Source organism: Alkalihalobacterium alkalinitrilicum, from assembly GCF_002019605.1.
Taxonomy (GTDB): Bacteria; Bacillota; Bacilli; order Bacillales; family Bacillaceae_F; genus Alkalihalobacterium; species Alkalihalobacterium alkalinitrilicum.
This window is the reverse complement of record NZ_KV917368.1, coordinates 5098518-5119322: the sequence shown is the minus strand read 5'-3', so window position 1 is coordinate 5119322 and position 20805 is coordinate 5098518. Positions and strand designations below refer to the sequence as shown.

The following is a 20805-nucleotide window of genomic DNA, read 5'->3' as shown; positions in this document are numbered from 1 at the left end:
CAAGACCTAGAGAACCCGTAACCAAAATTGAACCTACAATTGTAAATATATTCATCCTTTTCTCCCCCTAATTAACTCTTGTACTACTATATGATTTTAGGGAGTTGTCCAATAACAAGTAATAGAAAAATATAGGCTTCTTATTTAGTTTCAATTCTAATATCATCTGTTTGTATAATTAATAGTTTTTGTTCAACAGTCGAGATGTAATATTTATTATTAACATTTGAAACTATATTACCTTTAATATCTATCATTTCACCATTCCAGATATATGTTATTTGTTGGTATTTATGCTCAATAACGGTTGACTGAAAATAGTCTCCACCTCTGATTAATAGATGGGGCACTGCTATAAAAACATTGAAAAATACGACTATAAAAAAAAGACACGACAATAAAGGCTTGGTAAGGTAAAGTGGTTTATCATTTTTTTCAAATGTATTCCTTTGTTTTTTGTTATTAATTTTAGGAATTAAGTATTCTATTAATAAAACGATAATTGTACATGTAACTATGCTAAAAAATACTGTCAATATTACGTTTGGTATTAATGCCATTATTAATACTGGAATTAATGGAATTAAACATGAAGAATAAGCAAAAACCTTTAAAGCCTTTAAAAAATTTGTCTTTATCTTTAAGATAAAGACAGTCAAGGGCAAACCAAAATAATTCAATAATAAAAAAATTTCATTCGTTGTTATTATATTGAAGAAATCGTTATTAGTCATTCTTGATAAGACGGTTAGATTTATATAAAGGACAAATATATATATAAGAAAACTAATTACCAAATATGGATGCATAGTAAATATGTACAAGTAAAAGAACACAAATACTAGTATCAACGGTAATAAAAAAAACTTCAACATTCCTATATATAATGACCAATTAGGGTCACCGTGAAAGAATAATACAAGTGCTAAATTCGCCAAAAATACTGATACAGACATAAAAAGTATAGAGATAAGAGATAATTTTTCCTTCCAAAGCGTATATAATGCAAGGGCTACGATAGCAATTATAAACAAGTAAAAGTAACCTATGATAATAACAATGGGTTGATCTAAAGGAACATAATTTATAGCCATTGTTAATATTGAATAATCTTCTGCTCCTCCAAAGTAATACCCCCATAGAAAAAGATACCCAGCTACATACGATACAATAGAGGATGAAAATAACGTAATAATCGAAATTAACTTGTTTTGTAAAATGAAGTTAATTGGTAAAAAGGATTTTAATTTTACTAGTACCCCTTTCACTGTACCCAAAATCCCATTGTCCATCATGATCCACCTTTAAAAGTAGTATTATTATGCTTTTTTCTAACAATTAAAAAGACTCTTTAAAAAGTGCTTAAAGAGCCTGTAATTTATGCAACATATATAACATTAGTTAAAAAATTTTGATCAAACTCGGTAAAGTCTTGTATAAAATCTTTATCAAGAGTAACAAAGTAATCATAAGAATTTTTTTTGGCCATTGTTAAATGGATCGCATCATAGCTTTCAAGTTTATGTAATCTAATATATTGAGATGCAGTTTCTATTGTACTGTAATCTGTAGAAAGAATTTCCACTTCTATACTAAAGTGTTCCTGCATGTTATAAATAAATTCTTCAAACATTTGTAGCGAGTACCCATAAAAAATTTCTAAAAGTTCCTTCCTCTTTTCATGGCGCTTCCCTACTTTAAGAATATCTCTAGCGGTAACTTTATGTTCTTCACCTTCATTATTATTTTTTTGTTTAATAGATTCTTTAATTTCATATAAATTTTTAGCTGCCTCTACTGATAGAATATCCCTCTGATCTTCTTCACTTAGTTTAGATAGGCCATATAATTCAATGTCATCTGTGTGATCAGTATAGATAGCTAACGACCTTTCTACCTTATTAATAAGAAGAACGCCTACAACTTCCGCAAAAATATGGGAGCTAATTCCCATTTTTATTTGGTTATTGCTCCAATTATCTATAAAATTCGCAACTTTGTCTGTACGTTCATCATCTTCATCTAAATAAGCCAAAATAAAACAAGCATCTACGTAAACAGATGCTTGCATGATATTAGTAACACACTGTTCACTTAATAATAAATTTCCAGGTAAAATAGGCATCTTTATCTCCCTTGCTTATAAATATCTACTAATTTTTGACCAGTGGCTGAACGTGTCCCGATCATTTTACGCAAGTCTCGCGCATTTTGAGGTTTTCGTGTAACTAATTTCTTATCTTCTGTAGGTTTTAAAAATTTAGATGGAGTTACCATATTACTCAAATTAATCACTCCCAAATTGTTTATAATATCACTATTATATGATTTTTCTGAATTTTTGTCCATTATTTACCACCCCTTACCACATTTATTGATCAGTTTCCCCCAAAATATACCCTAGAAACCTATGTATTTATACTATGATCAAACTGAACTAAAGATGAATAGTGAAAATGAAAGAAAATAAATTCATCCCCTAGAATCCACAAACAAGACTATAATTTTTTTAACCTATCACATATAAATATTAACGTAAAAAAATGCTCATTCCTCAACAGAATAAGCATTTCTTTCAAATTATCATCCTGTAGTAACTTCCCTTTCATCTACCACAACCTCATAAGCTTTCCCAACCTGAGCTATCTCGACATTCCCTAAAAATGCCTGTTTCGCCTCAGTTAAGATGTCTTCTAAGTTCCCATGGTGTGGCAGGTGGGTTAAGATCAATTGGCCTACCCCTGCTTTATGAGCGAGTTCTCCAGCTTGGCGTCCACTCATATGTCCTTTTACTTTACCGATGTGTCTTTCGTATAAGTTGGCTTCGCTTACTAATATCGTTGCGCCTTTTGCAAATGACACCAGGTCTTCACACCACTCGGTATCTGCGGTAAAAACAATGGAGACACCATCGTGTTCAAACTTCATCGCTAAGCAGTGAGCGGGATGGATTGTAGGACTGAATGTTACTTTCCATGGCCCTAATATTAACGTTTTCGTTTCTTCAATTGGGATGCCCCTCGTATAGTTCATAAATGATAATTTAGAAAAAGCCTCTTCATCTTTAGCGTGGCCAAAAATCGGCAATTCACTTTTTCGGTTCCCTAGTTGTGATTGCACTAACATGGCATACTGTAAGCAGCCGATATCCGCAATATGGTCAAAATGATAGTGACTGACCATAACTGCATCTAACTGTTCTAACGGTAGGTAGTTTTGTAGAGAAGAAAGAACTCCGCTGCCGCAATCGATTAAACATGAAAAATCATCTAACTTCAATAAAAATGACGAGGTTCCTGAATTAGCCTTTGGATAACCACCCCATACTCCTAATGGAATCAGTTTTATCATATTTATACCTCTTTTCTTTCCTTCTAGTTATAGCACGGAAGATAATAACTCTTTCGTATAGCTATGTTTCGGTTGATTAAATAACTCCTCACTTAGTTGCTCTTCCACGATTTCACCGTTTTTTAAAACAACCACACGATCGGCTATCGCACGAACAACTCCTAAGTCATGTGAAATAAACAAGTAGGATAATCCATACTTTTTCTGAAGCGATTGAAGTAATTGAATAATCGTCGCTTGTACCGAAACATCTAATGCTGATACGGCTTCATCACAAATAATTAGTGGTGGTTTCAACGAAATGGCCCGTGCAATGGCAAGACGTTGACACTGCCCACCACTTAAATTCTTAGCTTTGGAGTGTAATAGTGAAGAAGGTAAACCGACATCCTCTAGCAACTGTAAAATCATTTCTTGTTCCTCTTTTTTTGTCTTTGTTAGCTTGTGTATACTAATCGGCTCTCTCAATATGTCATAGACGGTCATCCTCGGGTTCACTGAACTATGAGGATTTTGAAAAACAAACTGGACCGATTTTCGGAAATACGTTCTCTCCTCCTTCTTTAGCTCGTTGATACATTTCCCGTTAAAATAAACGGTTGAATGAGGAATGGAACGCAAACCTCCAATGCATTCACCTAACGTGGTTTTGCCGCTGCCGCTCTCTCCTACTAATGCAACCGTTTCATTTGTATTAATTTCTAAATTAATATTCTTTAATATCGTTACCTGGGACTTTTTTTGGAATAATCTTTTCCTAGGCAACGGGTAACTCTTCTCTAATCCGCTGATCTGAATGAGAGGTTTCCGTTCGTATTCGCGGTCTTCGTTTGAGACTGTGTAAATCATGCAAATCTCTCCGTTTCTTTTTGCATTTCACGATGAATTAAAGGAGCATGGCAAGCACACCTTCTCTTTCCTAACTCCTCATGGATGTACATAGAGGGTTGTAATAAATGACATGCTTCAACTGCATAATGACACCTTTCCCTATAAATACACCCCGTTCCTCTTTCTTCAAACGTCGGGACCTTTCCTGGAATGCCTTGAACCGATTTCTTTTCCTTCACACTTGGTACAGCATGTAGTAAAGCTTCAGTATAAGGATGTAACGGTGATGATAAAACAGCTTGACTCGGTCCTTTTTCAAGCGGGAGGCCACCATATAAAACAAAAAGAGAATCGGATATGTATTCTATGACATGGATATCATGACTGATAAACAAGATCGCAATTCCTAACTCATCTCTTAGCTTCATTAATAAATCTAAAATTTGTTTACAAATGGTAGCATCCAGAGCCGTCGTTGGCTCATCTGCAATAATCACTTTTGGATGATTGATAATCGCAATTCCTATCACTACTCGTTGTTTCATTCCACCACTTAACTCATGAGGGTAACTATCAAATACTTTCGCTGTGTCCCTAATGCCGACTTGATCTAAAACTTCGATTACCCGTTCTTTCCCTTTTTTCTTTGAAACCTTGTGATGAACCAAGTAAGTATCGAGCATTTGAGGACCTATTTTCATGACAGGGTTTAAATTCTCAGTCGTATTTTGCATGATCACTGAAATTTCTTTTCCGTACCAACGTCTCCATTCTTTTTTAGTCAGATTTAATAAAGATTTTCCCTCAAACATTATATCCCCTTTTGAGACAAATGCTTGGGATGGAAGGATATCTAGTATTGCTTTTGCGGTCATCGATTTTCCAGATCCTGACTCGCCGATCATTCCTAAGATTTCTCCACGTTTCAATTCGAAGTTAACGGACTGAACAATTGGAACGGACTGCTTATTACGTTTAAGTTCAACCGTTACATCTTTAAGCTCCAACATTAACTAGCATCCCCTTCCATTTCACGTAATCCATCTCCCATTAAGTTAAAGCCCATTACAGCGATTAGTATCGCCACGCCTGAAATAACAGGATACCACGGGGCCATGGAGAGGAAACTTTGAGACTCACTCAACATATTCCCCCAACTTGGGTGAGGTGGTTGTACGCCTAAACCTAGAAATGACAAAGCTGCTTCAGCTAAAATAGCTCCACCCATACTCGTCGTCACTTGAATAACGATCCTTGGTAACGCTGATGGGATCATATGAATGAATAAAATTCGCTTTCTACTCGCACCATACGTTCTCGCAGCTTTTACATGACCATATTCATTAGCTTCTAAAATAAACCCATACATCAGTCTGGCAAAGAGTGGAATATTAAACAAAGCTATCGCGATCAGGGCATTGATGGCTCCTACACCTAAGGCCACGACAATGGTTAAAGCAAGTAATAAATTAGGAAAAGAAAACATGCCATCCATCGTTCTCATGATGAGTGTACTGACGATACCTTTTGTACTTCCGGCAATAGCCCCTAACAAACACCCGATGATCATGCCGATCGATACAGCCCCAACACTTACAGCTAAGGCAATACCTGAAGCATGAAGGATTCTGCTAAAAATATCTCGCCCAAACTGGTCCGTACCGAGCCAATGTGTAGTCGACGGATGATCAAAGCGATTGGAAATATTCATTGCATTAGGATCAGGTACAAACGGTAACTGTGACAGAACCGCCATACATACGAGTAAAAAAAATAAACTTAAACCGAATACAAATGACCGCACCTTATTGTCCCTCCTTTACAGCATGTAACTTAATTCGAGGGTCCATATACGAATAAAGTAAGTCGACGACTAAATTTACGATAATAACAATCATAGACATCACCACAACTACCCCTTGAATAAGCATTAAATCCCGCTGTTGAACAGCAATTAATAAAAGTCTTCCCAGCCCTGGGATCGCAAAGATATTTTCAATGATGATGACTCCTGACACCAAACTCATCACTTGCATACCCATTAAGGTTAATGGCCAGATCATTCCTTTTTTTAAGGCATATTTAAAATAGATTTGAAAAGGAGATAAACCTTTTGTTCTAGCAAACGTAATATAATCTTCTTTCAAGACCGATAGTAGTGACCCACGTATCATACGAATTAAAACAGCTGCTTCTACTATAGCTAGCGATATAGACGGTAATAGGACGGACTTCAAATGTGGTCCAATGCCTTCTGAAATAGGTAAATATCCACTTGGTGGAAAAATAGGAAAATAGACTGCAAATACTAATACTAACAGGATCGCAAACCAGAAGGCCGGTACCGCCAAACCTATTTGAACACTTCCTTGTATGAGGCGATCGACTATACTATTCTTTTTTACTGCCGCTAACACACCTAAAGGAAACGCAAAAATGAGTGTTAGGATAAAAGCATAGAAAGCAAGCGATAAACTAATCCAAAGTCTTTCAAGAAGTAACTCTTGAACGGGTTGGCCATATAACATAGAGGTACCAAAGTCACCTTGGAATATATTGATTAACCACTCACCATATTGTAAATACCATAGTCGATCGAGACCTAGGTGGGCCCGGAGCTTCTCAGCTGTATCGTGAGAAGCCTCCGTTCCTAACATGACATGCACAGCATCCCCAGGTAACCACATAAGAACCATAAACGTGATGAGTGAAACGATAAAGATTAATATGAAGGAAGAGCTTAATCGTCTAAGAATGTAAAAACCCATGGAAAACCTTCCTTTTTCTTCTATTTTTCAATGTAGAGATTTTTCAATTCAATAATGTCAATTGGAAACACTTCTAGTCCTTTGATTTCAGACTTAACTGCCATTAAAGTGTATGGAGCTTGAATATATACAGCGGGTACTTCTGTTGCTAATGTTTCTTGAATGAAGTCATAATGACTCTTTCTTTCTTGCTCATCCTGAACGGTCTTTGCTGTTTTGATTGCTGTATCTACTTCTTCATTCACATAGTTAAAGTAGTTTTCTCCTGACTCAATTTGGTATCTAGCTAACATCGCATCTGGGTCTAGTCTTCCAGTATGAGCGATAATCGTCATATCGTATTCTCTGTTCGTATATACGTTTTCTAACCAACTTCCCCACTCTACCATTTCAATTTTTGCATCAATTCCAATTTGTTTTAATTGATCGGCAATGATTTGACCAGCATCAACATGAATTCGAAACGTTTCAGGAAGAGCTAAGGATACAGAAAATCCGTCAGAGTATCCTGCTTCTTCTAGTAACTTTTTCGCTTCTTCTACATTGTTAGGTAAAACATTCTTCAAGTCGATGAAGTAAGGGCTTGTTGGTGCCATATGGCTTCCGATCTCTTCTCCAAATCCCCAGTTTGCGCCAGTAATGACTTCCTCTTTATTAATCGCTAAAGAGATCGCTTGTCTCACACGAATATCGTTTAATGGCTCACGTTCATTGTTCATGGCTAAGATTTGAACATTATTTTGCGGAGACATAAATACTTCTAAGTTTGCATTTCTCTCAATTTGGTCTACATTTTCTCCACCAATTCCACCGATATCAATTTGTCCCGCTTCTAGATTTGCTAATAGAGTTGAACTTTCAGGGATGATTTCCATTGTTACCTTTTGAATCTGTGGTTTTTTCTCACCATGGTAGCCATCAAATCTAGTTAACACAACCGATTGTTGCGGATTCCATTTCTCAAGCTGATATGGTCCAGAGCCGATCGGTGTGCTCTTTAATTCATCACCAGCACCTTCTGGTACAACTGCTGTCCAAGGCATAGCCAATGAGGAAATAAATGTAGCATCTTGATTCTTCAATGTAAATTTAACCGTTTGATCATCTTCTTTGCTCACTTCTTCAATATTGGCATAATCATTTGCCCTTGGGCTTTCTTCACTTAAAAGTCGCTCAAAAGAATAAACGACATCGCTAGCCGAAAGGGACTCACCATTATGAAACATAACCCCTTCTTTGATGGTAAAAGTCCACTCTAATCCATCTTCGCTAAAGTTCCAGCTCGTTGATAATCTTGGAATAAGTTCCCCATCAGGAGTTACTCCGATTAACGTATCAAAAATATTGTTGGACACTTGGAAAGTAGAGGCTGATACGGTACGATGCGGGTCCAGTCCGTCTACATCATTAGCGATCGCATAAACTAAATGATGATCCTCCTCATTGATTGCTTCTTCTGTTGTCGGTTCTGTATCTGTGTTTTCACTTGTCTGTTCTGTCTCAACCGATGACTCATTGGCGTTACAAGCAAATAAAACCAAACTCAGTAAAGTAACCAGACATGCTAGGAAAAAGGAATTTTTACGGTTCATATATAAAGCCTCCTCAAGTTTTATGAATTAAATGACACACAATTTTCTAAAGAGCTCTTCTTGCTTTTTCAAATTACGTTTTACTTGTTCTGGAGCTTGACGGCCGATTTCTTGAATTAATAATTGACTGATTAATAATGGCGTTACATAAGAGTCAAAGAAACCACTCGATTGGGTATTCGCCAATAGTGCAACATCTGCTATTGGATAGAACGGTGAAATTGGTGTATCGGTAAAAACAATACTTGTTGCGCCGTTTTCTTTGGCTTGCTCAACAGCTTGCCTTGTTACTTTGCAATATCGCGGAAATCCAATGGCAATAATGAGATCCTCTTCAGATATGTAAGCTAATTTCTCACTAAGCTCCCCACCAGCAGGAAGAAGTTGCGTATCACCTATTATAAGGTTAAGTAGATAGCTCAAGGAGGTGGAAACGGATAAACCTGCACGCCAACCTACAACATAACGGTTTTTAGAGTAGAGAATCTTAGTAGCTGCCTCTCGGATCGCTTCTTCTAATTCACCCGTAAAAGATCCTCTTAAGTTTACACATTCTAATTGAACAGCCTGTTGGATCCACGATAAATCATTGGTGGCCTCATTAGAGTATTCAAAGCGTAAAACGGTCCGATCCGCAATAAAGCTTTCTTGCAGATGACTCTTCATATCTTGAAATCCTTTGTAGCCCAACACATGCACCAAACGATGGACGGTCGCTTCACTGACCAATGCCTCCTCACCCACTTTTTTTGCAGTCGATAATGCCGTTTGTTGAAGATTTCTCCTCATCCATTCAGCTGCTTTCTTTTGCGATGGACTTAGCTTTTTATAATGTCGATCAATTCGTTCTTCTAATGTCTTATCTGATCGTTCATCTTGAATAGCAAATGTCATGAAGTGTTTCACCTTCTTGCAGTAAGCTAAGGAGCGAATCTGTCTTTTCAATTACTGGTATAGAACCTAGTTCCTCAATTCCCAGACGACCAAAGCGATTAATTAAGATTGATTGTGCACCTATCTTTTTCGAACCGACTACATCATCGTAGTAATTATCACCGACATATAGCAGCTCCTCTGGTTTACAATTCATCTTTTCTATTAATCTTGTAAAGATGCGCGGGTCCGGTTTTTCAATCCCTTGTTCCGAAGAAACGATGATTTCTTCAAAATAACGCTCTAAGCTTAATTGACTAAGAACATCCCTACAGCTTTCATCCCAATTTGACAGCAATGCTAGTCGATATCCTTTGTTTTGTAATTCTTCTAGTATAGGTTGGCTCCACGGAAAAGGTGACCAACCTTTGCGCTGGCTCTTGAAAAACTCATACTGTCTCTCAATATCGAATCTGCATTGAAGGTGATAATTTACCACACCCAAATACCACGGAAAATACGTTTCAGCCCGTTTTCCAAGCGCTCCTGGATACTGCCGCATAAATGTTTTATCAGCTAAATGAAAGGCGATTTCTACTTCTCTTCGTCTTAACTCGGTTTTATTTTCTTTTGCAAATGCTAAATACGTATCTTCACGATGGTTAAAAGCTAGCGTATAGCCGAGATCAAAACCAATCACTTTTACTTCATCTAACATTTAAACCCTCCCTTTGCGTGTGATGACTTCTTTCAAAATCAATCAATTTGTAGTCTTAACTACAACACCTAGTGTATAAATAAATTGTAAAACTAGTATTAAGCTAGTTTTAAAAAATGCTAATTATTAGTAAATGTCAAATTAATAAATAGACTCCATCGTTGGTAAATTAACAGATAGTCAAGGTGACGCACTAAGGTAAGGTGATAGAAGAATTAATAGGAAAGATTGAAATGATGGACATTGGAGTGAAACTAGTGGTTTCTTATAACGTGATACTGGTTCCAAAGGTTAAAAAGGCTTAGAGAAAATTAATCTCTAAGCCTTTTCTATAATACTTTTACCTCAATTAACTGCAAAACGAACAAAATCGCTTCCTTCCACACTGGTTCGCTTCATATAAAGCCTTATCTGCTAATTGAACAAATGGTTCATTTCCATATTTCGGTTTGGGACTACTGTTGTTGTTCCTAAACTGACGGTGACAATGTCGCTGATCTCGGATTGCTTATGCGGGATTCTCAATGCCTCGACCGTATTTCGAATGTTTTCAGCGACTAAACTTGCACCTCTTTCATCCGTGTTCGGTAGTATGACTACAAACTCTTCTCCCCCATACCGACACACCACATCCCCGGAACGCAAAGTTGTCTTTTGAATAGCAGCAGCAACTTTCCTTAAACACTCGTCCCCACCAGGATGACCAGAGTGATCGTTATATGCTTTGAAATAATCAATATCTAGCATAATAAGGGTAAGTGGTGCACCGTTTCTTAATGATCGGTGCCATTCGTCATGTAGTTTTTCATCAAAGTAACGCCGATTGCCAACATTCGTTAAGCTATCTTTTGTAGACAGCTGTTGCAATACTTTGTTTGCGTCCCTTAATTGTTGTTCCACTTTTTTGCGTTCCGAGATATTCCGTGACACCACAATCAATTGATCCACTTCATTTTGTTGATCCTGTAAAACTCTTATTGAGGACTCAAACCATATATACTCCCCATCCTTTCTCCTCATTCGATATGTTGAAACGACAAAACCAGTCGTCAAAAGAATGTCATGATTGTTTTTGATGTACTCAACATCATCAGGATGAATAAAGTGATAAATGTCTTGCCCATGCATTTCATCTTCTTCATATTGTAAAATTTCTTTTGCGGATTTGGAAACATAAAGATACTTCCCACTAGGGTCATGGACGGTAATCATATCACTTGAATATTCTAGGATTAACCGATACCGCTCTTCACTGTTTCTTAAATTCATTATGTATTTTTGAATTAAGCCAGTCATACTATTGAAATTACTTCCAAGTTCTCTTAGTTCTGAGGATTGGCTTTTAAACGTACTGGTTTCTAGTTGAAAATCAAAATGACCTTTACCTACCATCCGCGTTCCTTCTAACACTTTACGAATGGGATGCTCTATATGATTTGAAATCCAAATCATGATGAAAAAGCCGATCAGTAATACTAAGACAATGACCGTGGATAATGCTGAAGCCATACTAAAAATAGGCATTAATATATCCCCATTTGTTATTTCTCCAATGATGAGCCATTGTTGATTATTCACCCAGCGATAATCACCTAATACCCTCTCACCTGAAGGATCCGTATACTTCTGGGTAACTGGAAACCCCGCCAATCAACTTTTATATTGTCTCCTATCTCTAACTCACTAAAATCTATTTCGTCACCTGTCGCTTTCACTATTTGTACATTCTTCAAACCTAAAATTGCTCGTTTATAGCTTGGATTTAATAGCTTATTGCTTTCAATCAAAACTCCTATTTCCGCTTCCTTTTGTACAATTGTAAATGTTTCATCCTTATTTAACTCTATAAATATAAATAGGAGTCCTATTACGATTAGTAAAACAAGAATAGAACGGAATAAATACTTTTTCATTAACTCACCCCACTATAAACATTCTGTTATAACAACAATTATAGAAGGAATTGTTGAACGGATCTCCTGTTTCACTAATCCTTCCATTCTTAGAACAATGGAAGGATGCCTTGTTTAATAAGCACCGCTACCCTTTTGATAAACAACCCATTGATTCCATGTGTTAATCTTTTTTTCCTATATCTTCATGGAATATTAATCATATCAATTTGGCAATATATATTAGAATTAATTTGGAAGGTGGATGGTAGGTAATATGTATTTTTATAAAGAAGACTTAATTAATATGATTGTGCCTGATAAACCAGATCCTCATGCTGCAAAAGTTCTCCAAGAAGCGCTTGGGGGTCAATTTGGTGAAATGAGAACTCTGATGCAATTCTCATTCCAAAGTGCCAATTTCAGGGGTAAAGCGAAACAATATCGTGACCTAATAAGAGGGATATTTCTTGAAGAACTTAGTCACGTGGAGCTCGTTCAAACGACAATTAACCAACTTTTAAACGAATCCGGCGGAGATATGCCAGGAAATCAGGCATCTGATGCTGCTCCATTAGATGATGTCATACAATCTGGCGCAAACCCTCACCATTATATTATGGGTGCTAAATCTTCCCTACCAGTTGATGCAGGCGGCAATCCATGGAATGGTTCATGGGTATATGACCACGGAAACCTTGTAGCAAATCTACTTAATAATGTTGTACTAGAATCCACTGGTGTTCTTCAGAAGTCAAGAATTTACGAGATGAGCAACAATAAAACGTTAAGGGAAACAATCGCTTTCTTGATTGTACGGGATAATGCCCATCAAAATGCATTCGCCAAAGCATTAGAAACAATGGGTGTTGATTGGGGAAAACTTTTTCCGATTCCAAATTATGATTTAAACAAATACCCAGAATGCCGTAAATATGTGGATATGGGCTTCCATAATGCACAATTCAATTTCCGCCTAGATGATACGAGAATCGGTGAAATCTTTCAGGGTACTACTCCAAGCAGAAATGGCGGAGAGTTATCAGTCATTAATCCACCACAAGGCTATCCGGTTCCTGAAATGCCTGATATGCCAAATGAGCATGCCCCAGGTCTTTTTGATCTCAATAATTAAATTGTTAATAACATAACATTTTTATTTTATTACTACGCCCTTAGCTTTAGGGCGTTTTTCATTTTTTAAATTATTGTTGCTTATTGTACTAAAGCCACCCGTTAGCCATCCATGCAGCGCAAAATCGGCGCTGCACACAGAGAATGAAAATGGTTAAAAACCGTCAATACTGTTTCTACGGCTGGAAGAGGAAGGTCGATAAACTATGGCGCTAGAAGAACCCTTCCGTTAGTCTGACTCCTTCGACCACGGTGCACCACTGACTGTTGCTCCCTTGCGGAAGCACTCATGGTAGATTAATCCTATTCTGGTTGTTGCGACAGCCTCCATATTAAGTCGTAGAAAGGAAGATTACAATGGATGTAATCATTGAACGAGCATGCGGGATGGATGTTCATAAAGATTCTATTACTGCATGTATTATCACCCCAAAAGGAAAGGAGATTCAATCATTTTCAACGAAAACAGTGTTTTTGTTGAAACTACTAGACTGGATTAAGGAACATGGGTGTACACACGTTGCCATGGAGAGTACAAGTGCATATTGGAAGCCAATCGTGAATTTACTTGAGAGTGAAGACATTGTGTTTTTAGTGGTCAATGCCCAACACATCAAAGCGGTTCCTGGACGTAAATCTGATGTAAATGATGCCGAATGGATTGCAAAACTGCTTCGCCATGGATTGTTAAAAGCAAGTTTTATCCCTGATCGAAACCAACGAGAATTACGGGAGCTCGTTCGTTATCGTCGGAGCATCATTGAGGAACGTGCAAGACAACATAATCGGATCCAAAAAGTGCTAGAAGGAGCTAATATTAAACTAGGTTCTGTTATATCAGATATCATGGGGGTTTCATCTAAAAATATGCTTCGTGCCATAGCCGAAGGTGAAGACGATCCTGAAAAACTAGCAAACTTGGCTCAACGTACATTAAAACGAAAAAAGGATGATCTTGAACTCGCTCTTCGAGGTTATATAAGTCCAAATCAACGGCTAATGTTAAAAACGATTATAAAGCATATTGATTTTTTAAGTGAGGAAATTGAGAAGCTTGATCAAGAAGTAGCTAAAAGAGTCAGCTCCTATCAAGAGGATATAGATAGGCTAGATTCTATTCCTGGAATCGCTACTCGAATGGCCGAACAAATCTTATCTGAGGTTGGAACTGATGTAAAGCAGCAGTTTCCAAGTGCGGCTCACATGTGTTCGTGGGCAGGTCTTGTACCTGGACAGAACGAGAGTGCTGGTAAAAGGAAGTCTTCTAAAACCAGAAAAGGGAACAAGTATCTGAGATCGGCATTAACAGAAGCAGCTCATTCAGTGAGAGGATCCAAAAACTACCTTGGCGCACTGTATAGGCGTACAGCATCGCGCAAAGGCAGGAAACGAGCAGGAATTGTCGTCGCTCACGCCATGTTACGTATCTCTTATTATCTCTTAATCCGTAAAAAGATGTATGTAGATCTAGGCGAAGATTACTTTGATAAGCAAAGAGAGCAATCCATTGTTCGACATTCGCTGCGCAGACTTGAGAGTTTAGGTTACACCGTATCATTGTCAGAATCAGAAGCCTCTTGATCCAGTCCATTACTTCAAATAGTACCAACGAAACAGGCGCTCTCCCCTTTTTTTTTAAAATGAATGAGTGCGTCTTCTTTAGTATTGCCGTTTTTCCTAAGTTACAGAAGTTTATTTTCATGGTAGTTTAGTAAGTTAAACAAAAGAATGCTAATCTTATTTTGAGTTAAGCCCTTTAGTTTTCTATTCTGATAAAGCATTTTTCATAAATATCTATTGTTTCAATTTGTAGATTATTTAAATCAATTTTCAAATCATCCTCACGCTCTTCCTCTTCTTCACCTAACCAACAAATATAGATTTCACAATAATCACCTTTCGGAAGCAACTCTTTTAGTAGGTGACATAAATAGAGAAAAGTCTTTTTGGATTTCTCGTAGTTATGTGGAGAATGAATCTTTTGATATTCATTCATTTGCCAAATAGGATGACCTTTTTCAGAAACTTCATAAATATAGGGCGTAGTAAAATGCTTCTGCTTAACTACATTACGAATTTCTTCATCTGAGAAAACATAATCAATTTCAACTTCATCCTCTGTATAATATTCATTAAGTTTTACGGGAAAATTTAAACCAATATAGGTTGCCATACTCATTTTCATAAACTCCTTGTTATAGGGTGAACTTTCATTTTATCCCTCACTGTTTTATTATATCTTATTCAATTGACGAGGGCTTATATAGTAACCGATCTAAAACATTGATATAGTGCACATTTTATCATTGTTTCCATGTAACACAATAAAAAGAGGCTGCCTAAATGACAGCCCATGCTCTTGCACTATTAAACCCTATAGTTTAATGAAAGTGACTTAAACTTTTTTCTAAAGTAACAGTTCCCATGTCTCTCCAACTAAATCTTGCCCAAAACTATTATGTTTTTCTTCATTTACAAGTTTAAATCCCTTTTTCTGATAAATATGCCGAGCTTCCTTTAGGACACTATTCGTCCATAGGACGAGTTTCTTATATCCAACCCGTCTAGAAAAGTTAATACAATCTTCAACTAATTGTGAACCTAGTCCTAACCCTCTAGCTTTTGGGTCTACTATTAGTAAACGAAGTTTAGCCGTATCTTCACTTCCTTCTACAACAAAAATAGAACCCACAATTTCTCCGTTCATTTCGGCAATCCAGCAACGCTCTCGCTTTGGGTTATAGTTATTTAAAAATCAGCTACAATTTGAGATACAAGTGCTTCAAAACTCTGGTCCCATCCATATTCCTTTGAATATAAGATACCATGTTGTTGAACAACCCACCCCATATCACCGGGTTCATGTTGACGAAGAAAATATGGTCCTGAATATTTAAGACTCTCCTTCTTATTGAGCAATCCTTCAACTGTTGTCATAGCGTTAATTAATTGTTGTTGTTCACTTTCCGACAATTCTCCAAGGAGTTCAGCTATTTCATTGTATGAACGTTCATTGAGTTGAGAAAAAGCTTTTTCTCCTTCTGGAGTAAGTTTTAGGATACGCTGTCTAGCATCTGTAGCGGAACGCTCTTTTTGTACAAGACCTTTCTCTTCAAATCGGGCTAATAAACGACTTAAATACCCTGCATCCAGTCCCAGCTCATGAATTAAATTTGATGCTGTAAGGTTATCGTTGTTAGCAATTTCAAATAGTACCCTTGACTCTGTTAGTGAATAAGGGCTATGTAATAAACCCTCACGCAAAGCCCCAATTTGTCTTGTCATAAAACGATTAAAATGACGAACAGCATTTATTCTTTCTTCAGACGGAATATTTGACAAAATAATCACTCCTTAAATATAGTTGACTTTGTCAAATATTATAATTAAATTAATTGTTAAAGTCAATTAATTAAAATGCCATTTGAAAGCATTCGTGTACAGGATTTTATCGGTAGCTTGTTCATCAAATAGCTGTTGGATCAATTCAATATCTGCATACTCAAAAGGTCTTTTTGCTCTTGTAGATGGTAAATCTGTTCCAAACATAAGAGCATCTGGATTAACTTCATAAACCGATTTTAAGGCAATCTTAACATCCAAATCTACACGACCAAACCCAGTAGCTTTTACATGTACCCCTTTATCCACTAGCTTTAATAAATGTGGTAATCCTTCTTCAGATAACCCTAAATGGTCGATTGATATGGCTGGTAATTTTTCAATAGTGATGTAATTTCCGGCAACTCTTTTGCATCAATATAAAGCTCGCTATGCCACCCTACTAGTTCGTGAACTCTTCTAGCAAAATAATCCAGCTTCGATAAATCTTCTGAACCGCCTCTTTTAATATTGAAGCGTAATGCTTTTACCCCGTATTCATTTAAACTTAGTATTTCCTCGTCCGTCACTGTAAAAGGCAATTGCGTTACACCACAAAATGTTGAACCCATTTGATTCAATGCCTTTAATAGATATTGTTGGTCAAATTCTTGGAATGACCCAGATACAATTGCTCCACCTAATACATTTAAATCAGCAGTTTCATTTTGATAATCTTCTACAACATAACTGGGAGGCAAATATCCTTGTTTCTCGATAATTGGAAAGTCAAAATCAATAATATGAAAATGCGCATCAAAAATTCTCCTTATACTTCCCCATTTCTTTTCTTAAACGACCACCTGCTAAAGCAGGTGGATTTGGACATAAAATGTCGACGACTAAAGTCGTTAATTATGACTCAAGTCATCTTAAAGTCCCAATGCTTAAGCAATCTTAATTTTGACTTAACTCATTCCTCAATCGTAAATATATCGTTCTTTTCTTCATTAAACTGATTGGCAATATAATTTCTAATTGTTTCTTCATCCACTGTTCCTACAGTTGCACAAAAATAGCCTCTTGCCCATAAGTGTTGACCCCAATATTTCTTTTTTAATTCTGGAAATTGATCTTGAAGTAACCTTGATGACCTTCCTTTTAGATATTGCATGATTTGACTTGGGGCAAGACTTGGTGGACAGGATAACAATAAGTGGATGTGATCTTTTCCAACACTTCCCTGCAATATTGTGATTCCTCTCGCTTCGCATCCTTGCCTAATTAACTCCCGTGTTCTTATGGCAATAGGACCATGTAATACCTTATACCTGTATTTTGTTACCCAGATAACATGATATTTGATATCAAAAACTGCATGACTATTCTTTTTGTAGCCGTCCATACTTTTCACCTCATCCTCAAGTATGGACATCGAGGTATAAGGCTAAAAGCGGATACCGTCTAAAGGCGGTGGAGTTAGACCACGAATTTGGAAATTAAACATATCAAATACGGCACATAAAGAAAATTTTGGGATAATAATGCAAATTCATAAGTATATCTTATTGAACTAAACTGCTCCAATAGTTGAACAAGGAGTGCAATTCCTTATTCAAGGAAAGCCCCCTTTACTTGAATAAGAAAAAGGGTACCTACTTAATTGAAAATGGCACCCGTTCAAGATGTAAGATGATGATACTAAGGGATTGCTAATTTGATATGCTCTTCTTTCCATCAGAAATAACCTCCGCTTAAATTAAAAAGATTTATAATAAAGAACGGTAGAATGTAGTTCTCCATTTGCCGATTTAGCATAATAAGGGATTTTACCAGCATGAATATAACCAATTGAAGAATAAAGAAGGTTAGAAGGGTCTCCTTCTCTTGTATCGAGAACTAATAATGACCTGCCCTCCTGCTTGGCTCGTTCTTCAGCTTTCTTCATAAGTGAACGACCAATACCATTACGTCGATAATTAGGGTGTGTCATTAGTTTTGCAATTTCAGCTCTATGACCACCATTCTGCTTAGTGCATAGCTGTAACTGTACGCTTCCAACTATCTGATTGTTTATTTTAGCGACAAATAGAAGCACTTCAGGATTTAATACATTCATCCAATATTTATTAGCATCCGAAATTTGCAGTGGTGGTAAAAAACCAATCGATGCGTCATCTTTTACTAGCTGTATCAGAAGTTCGGAAAGTTCATCAACGTGTTTATCAATAATTTCCACTTGTTCAATCTGCACATTATTAACCAACAGAATCACCTCAATAAATATATTATCTTCCTTAATTTAATAGAACCTATGTATTCGATATGTGAACTAATTCGACAAAATACCTAATAATACCTGTTCTTATTAAACAATCCTGCCCGTTAGCTTAAGTACATTCTTTCACAAAGTCGGCTAAAAATGAAGATCTTTGCTGCGTAGTAATGGTCTACTACACATTAAAGACATAAGACTTTCTTATTTTCTGATCTTGATTTTAAAATTAATTTCCTTTTAATTAATATCTCAACTTTCTCAGACTGAAATAGGCAGGTACGCCTTGATATAGCTAGGCAAGCCCGCAATCCAATGTTGTAATTGACTTTTAATTAATTTTTGTATCTTTTTATTGCTCCTTTTCAAGGTATCTTCAAGAAGCTCGATTAATTGCTGTAGAGCGACAGCCCAATCGAGATCACTAATTTCATCACAAAGTTCATAGAAGATTCCACCTAACGTTCGTTCATCTGTACTACATCTATTTTGCCAGGACAACACGATATATCTTGCAAAGACTATCGTTGTATGACTGATTAGGGAATCGTACGAACACCTTGAAACTCCTTTTGGAGTTTTAATATGGATTTTGTTGTTTTGAAAAAGACTTCAATATCCCACCGTATACCATAAATACGGATGATTTCTTTATCACTTAGCGTACAGTCGGTACTCAAAATGGCTAGCCACTCACTCTTTTTATTGCGATTTCGAACAAAGACTACTTTGACTGGTACACCATTCGCTTGGGTAGTATGGATGGAACGAAGGAGCCCTTTCTTTCCTTTGACTGGTGTAGCTATACGATAGAGTTCATTTAGGCTAACACGCTCATCTTTTACGAGGTAACGCTGCTTCAAATTCTTAACCATACCTATCACGTCTAGTCCTTGTTCTTTGATATTCTTAATGAGCGGTTGATGGGTAAACCAACTATCCATCAACACATAAGAGGCATCGATCCCAGCCTGCATGGCGCGTTTAATCATATCAGGCATCTGTTCTGGTGCTGCTTGAAGGGCTTCAAGACGCCGCTTATACCCAGAGCTACGCTTGTCTATCTTGTCAGATATTCCGTTGATCTGGCTCTTTTTAGAACTTAATAAAGAAAAGTCAACTGGGATGAATGTGGCCCCATCTGACCAACCAAGAGTAAGCATTCGAAATCCTTTAAAGAAGCGCACTTTCTGAGAAGAGTGATCGTGACAACGCGCTAAGAGTTCTACTGATTTACTCCGATTGCGATCATAAGAAGAATCATCAAAAATAAGCACTTTTGGACGATTATGGTTCGTTAGCTTAGTTACCTTCCCAATTGTGTAAGCACTGAGATTAAGCAAAAACCTTCTCCATGCAAATGTAGACTGATTCAAGAAACGATAGACCGTATCTTTGGCAGGGAAATCGGTAGATTTTTTACTATCAAGGGTTCTAAACCAGTTCTTGTTTTCAAAGATCAAACAAAAATCAATTTAAATAGGTAGGCACAAGAAAAGCCAAAAGACTTTGTAATACCAGCTTTTCTTAAATGTTTTAGTACCTTTAATTCTTTAAATGTGGATGTTAATTCATTTGGTAGTTGCTTATTTTGGTCATTATTCGCTATCATATAGGAGACACCTCTTCTGTATGGTTATGTGATTCTAGACAAATCAACTATACCAAACGTTGAGGTGTTTTTTTATGCATTTTTTTCCTGTCAATGACCATACTTCAACGGTTACTAGCCTTACAGCTAGTTAAACGAATCACATTTTTCTAGGTGCGAAAGTTGAGTTAATATAAACTAGTATGCAAATTTAATGTGGTCAAAATGTGGTCAAAGCTATTTGAAGAAAAAAATTGTGGTCGAGTAGTAGATCCGCAAAAACAACAAAACCCCTTGCTACGCAAGGGGTTGAACAATCATATGTATGGTGACCCGTGACGGGATCGAACCGCCGACCTCCACCCTGTCAAGGTGACATTGTAGGGTAGTATAGATCAGAATAAACATGTTAAAACCTTGATATATCAACATTTTAACCGTCTAGAAATATTTTCATTT

20 protein-coding genes and 2 pseudogenes are annotated in these 20805 nt (G+C 36.8%); 2 read left to right on the top strand and 20 right to left on the bottom strand.

Going from position 1 to position 20805, the window contains the following annotated elements:
- Window positions 1–140 precede the first annotated feature (140 nt).
- From BK574_RS24795 to BK574_RS24735, 13 genes are all read right to left on the bottom strand, one after another.
- A complete protein-coding gene (locus BK574_RS24795; protein ID WP_078430513.1) occupies window positions 141–1292 on the bottom strand; it encodes a hypothetical protein in 1152 nt (383 codons plus the stop codon).
- 86 nt (window positions 1293–1378) lie between these two features.
- Entirely contained in the window at window positions 1379–2125 is a 747-nt protein-coding gene (locus BK574_RS24790; protein WP_078430512.1) for a type II toxin-antitoxin system VapC family toxin, read from the bottom strand.
- A 2-nt stretch (window positions 2126–2127) separates the two neighbouring features.
- Window positions 2128–2349, bottom strand: a complete 222-nt coding sequence (locus BK574_RS24785; RefSeq protein ID WP_078430511.1) for a hypothetical protein — start codon at window positions 2347–2349, stop codon at window positions 2128–2130.
- Between the two features lie 234 nt (window positions 2350–2583).
- Window positions 2584–3351 carry an MBL fold metallo-hydrolase gene (locus BK574_RS24780; RefSeq protein WP_338020618.1) on the bottom strand — a complete coding sequence of 256 codons (768 nt, stop codon included), beginning with the start codon at window positions 3349–3351 and terminating at the stop codon, window positions 2584–2586.
- A 27-nt stretch (window positions 3352–3378) separates the two neighbouring features.
- Window positions 3379–4200 carry an ABC transporter ATP-binding protein gene (locus BK574_RS24775; RefSeq protein WP_078430510.1) on the bottom strand — a complete coding sequence of 274 codons (822 nt, stop codon included), beginning with the start codon at window positions 4198–4200 and terminating at the stop codon, window positions 3379–3381.
- Window positions 4197–5192 (bottom strand): ABC transporter ATP-binding protein, encoded by a 996-nt coding sequence (locus BK574_RS24770; RefSeq protein ID WP_078430509.1) that lies wholly within the window; start codon window positions 5190–5192, stop codon window positions 4197–4199. The genes BK574_RS24775 and BK574_RS24770 overlap by 4 nt, the downstream gene beginning before the upstream one ends.
- A complete protein-coding gene (locus BK574_RS24765; RefSeq protein ID WP_078430508.1) occupies window positions 5192–5986 on the bottom strand; it encodes an ABC transporter permease in 795 nt (264 codons plus the stop codon). The genes BK574_RS24770 and BK574_RS24765 overlap by 1 nt, the downstream gene beginning before the upstream one ends.
- 1 nt (window position 5987) lies before the next feature.
- The gene (locus BK574_RS24760; protein WP_078430507.1) at window positions 5988–6950 is read right to left on the bottom strand and encodes an ABC transporter permease; all 963 of its coding nucleotides are present in this window, start codon (window positions 6948–6950) and stop codon (window positions 5988–5990) included.
- A 20-nt stretch (window positions 6951–6970) separates the two neighbouring features.
- Entirely contained in the window at window positions 6971–8542 is a 1572-nt protein-coding gene (locus BK574_RS24755) for an ABC transporter substrate-binding protein (RefSeq protein ID WP_078430506.1), read from the bottom strand.
- A 27-nt stretch (window positions 8543–8569) separates the two neighbouring features.
- The gene (locus BK574_RS24750) at window positions 8570–9436 is read right to left on the bottom strand and encodes a MurR/RpiR family transcriptional regulator (protein WP_078430505.1); all 867 of its coding nucleotides are present in this window, start codon (window positions 9434–9436) and stop codon (window positions 8570–8572) included.
- The gene (locus BK574_RS24745) at window positions 9414–10133 is read right to left on the bottom strand and encodes an HAD family hydrolase (protein ID WP_078430504.1); all 720 of its coding nucleotides are present in this window, start codon (window positions 10131–10133) and stop codon (window positions 9414–9416) included. Before BK574_RS24745 ends, BK574_RS24750 begins: the two co-directional genes overlap by 23 nt.
- 414 nt (window positions 10134–10547) lie before the next feature.
- On the bottom strand, window positions 10548–11711 hold the full coding sequence (locus tag BK574_RS24740) for a diguanylate cyclase domain-containing protein (RefSeq protein WP_078430503.1): 1164 nt from the start codon (window positions 11709–11711) through the stop codon (window positions 10548–10550).
- A 14-nt stretch (window positions 11712–11725) separates the two neighbouring features.
- Window positions 11726–12046 carry a hypothetical protein gene (locus tag BK574_RS24735; protein WP_078430502.1) on the bottom strand — a complete coding sequence of 107 codons (321 nt, stop codon included), beginning with the start codon at window positions 12044–12046 and terminating at the stop codon, window positions 11726–11728.
- 256 nt (window positions 12047–12302) lie between these two features.
- Between BK574_RS24735 and BK574_RS24730 the strand changes: the two genes are divergently transcribed.
- Window positions 12303–13160: a manganese catalase family protein gene (locus BK574_RS24730; protein ID WP_078430501.1), complete on the top strand. Its 858-nt coding sequence runs from the start codon at window positions 12303–12305 to the stop codon at window positions 13158–13160.
- Between the two features lie 356 nt (window positions 13161–13516).
- A complete protein-coding gene (locus BK574_RS24725) occupies window positions 13517–14740 on the top strand; it encodes an IS110 family RNA-guided transposase (protein WP_078430500.1) in 1224 nt (407 codons plus the stop codon).
- Between the two features lie 175 nt (window positions 14741–14915).
- Here BK574_RS24725 and BK574_RS24720 read toward each other — a convergent pair whose 3' ends face one another.
- The 7 genes and pseudogenes from BK574_RS24720 to BK574_RS24695 all read right to left on the bottom strand — a co-directional run bounded on the left by BK574_RS24720 (window position 14916) and on the right by BK574_RS24695 (window position 20367).
- A complete protein-coding gene (locus BK574_RS24720) occupies window positions 14916–15338 on the bottom strand; it encodes a hypothetical protein (RefSeq protein WP_078430499.1) in 423 nt (140 codons plus the stop codon).
- Between the two features lie 228 nt (window positions 15339–15566).
- Entirely contained in the window at window positions 15567–15866 is a 300-nt protein-coding gene (locus BK574_RS28620) for a GNAT family N-acetyltransferase (RefSeq protein ID WP_238458086.1), read from the bottom strand.
- A 41-nt stretch (window positions 15867–15907) separates the two neighbouring features.
- On the bottom strand, window positions 15908–16501 hold the full coding sequence (locus BK574_RS28615; protein ID WP_238458085.1) for a MarR family winged helix-turn-helix transcriptional regulator: 594 nt from the start codon (window positions 16499–16501) through the stop codon (window positions 15908–15910).
- 66 nt (window positions 16502–16567) lie between these two features.
- Window positions 16568–17313, bottom strand: a pseudogene (locus BK574_RS24710) (amidohydrolase family protein).
- Window positions 17314–17453: 140 nt separating this feature from the next.
- Complete coding sequence (gene tnpA / locus BK574_RS24705) at window positions 17454–17885, bottom strand: IS200/IS605 family transposase (RefSeq protein ID WP_078430498.1); 432 nt, start codon at window positions 17883–17885, stop codon at window positions 17454–17456.
- A gap of 354 nt (window positions 17886–18239) precedes the next feature.
- Complete coding sequence (locus BK574_RS24700) at window positions 18240–18746, bottom strand: GNAT family N-acetyltransferase (protein WP_078430497.1); 507 nt, start codon at window positions 18744–18746, stop codon at window positions 18240–18242.
- 270 nt (window positions 18747–19016) lie between these two features.
- Window positions 19017–20367, bottom strand: a pseudogene (locus BK574_RS24695) (IS4 family transposase).
- Window positions 20368–20805: the final 438 nt, after the last annotated feature.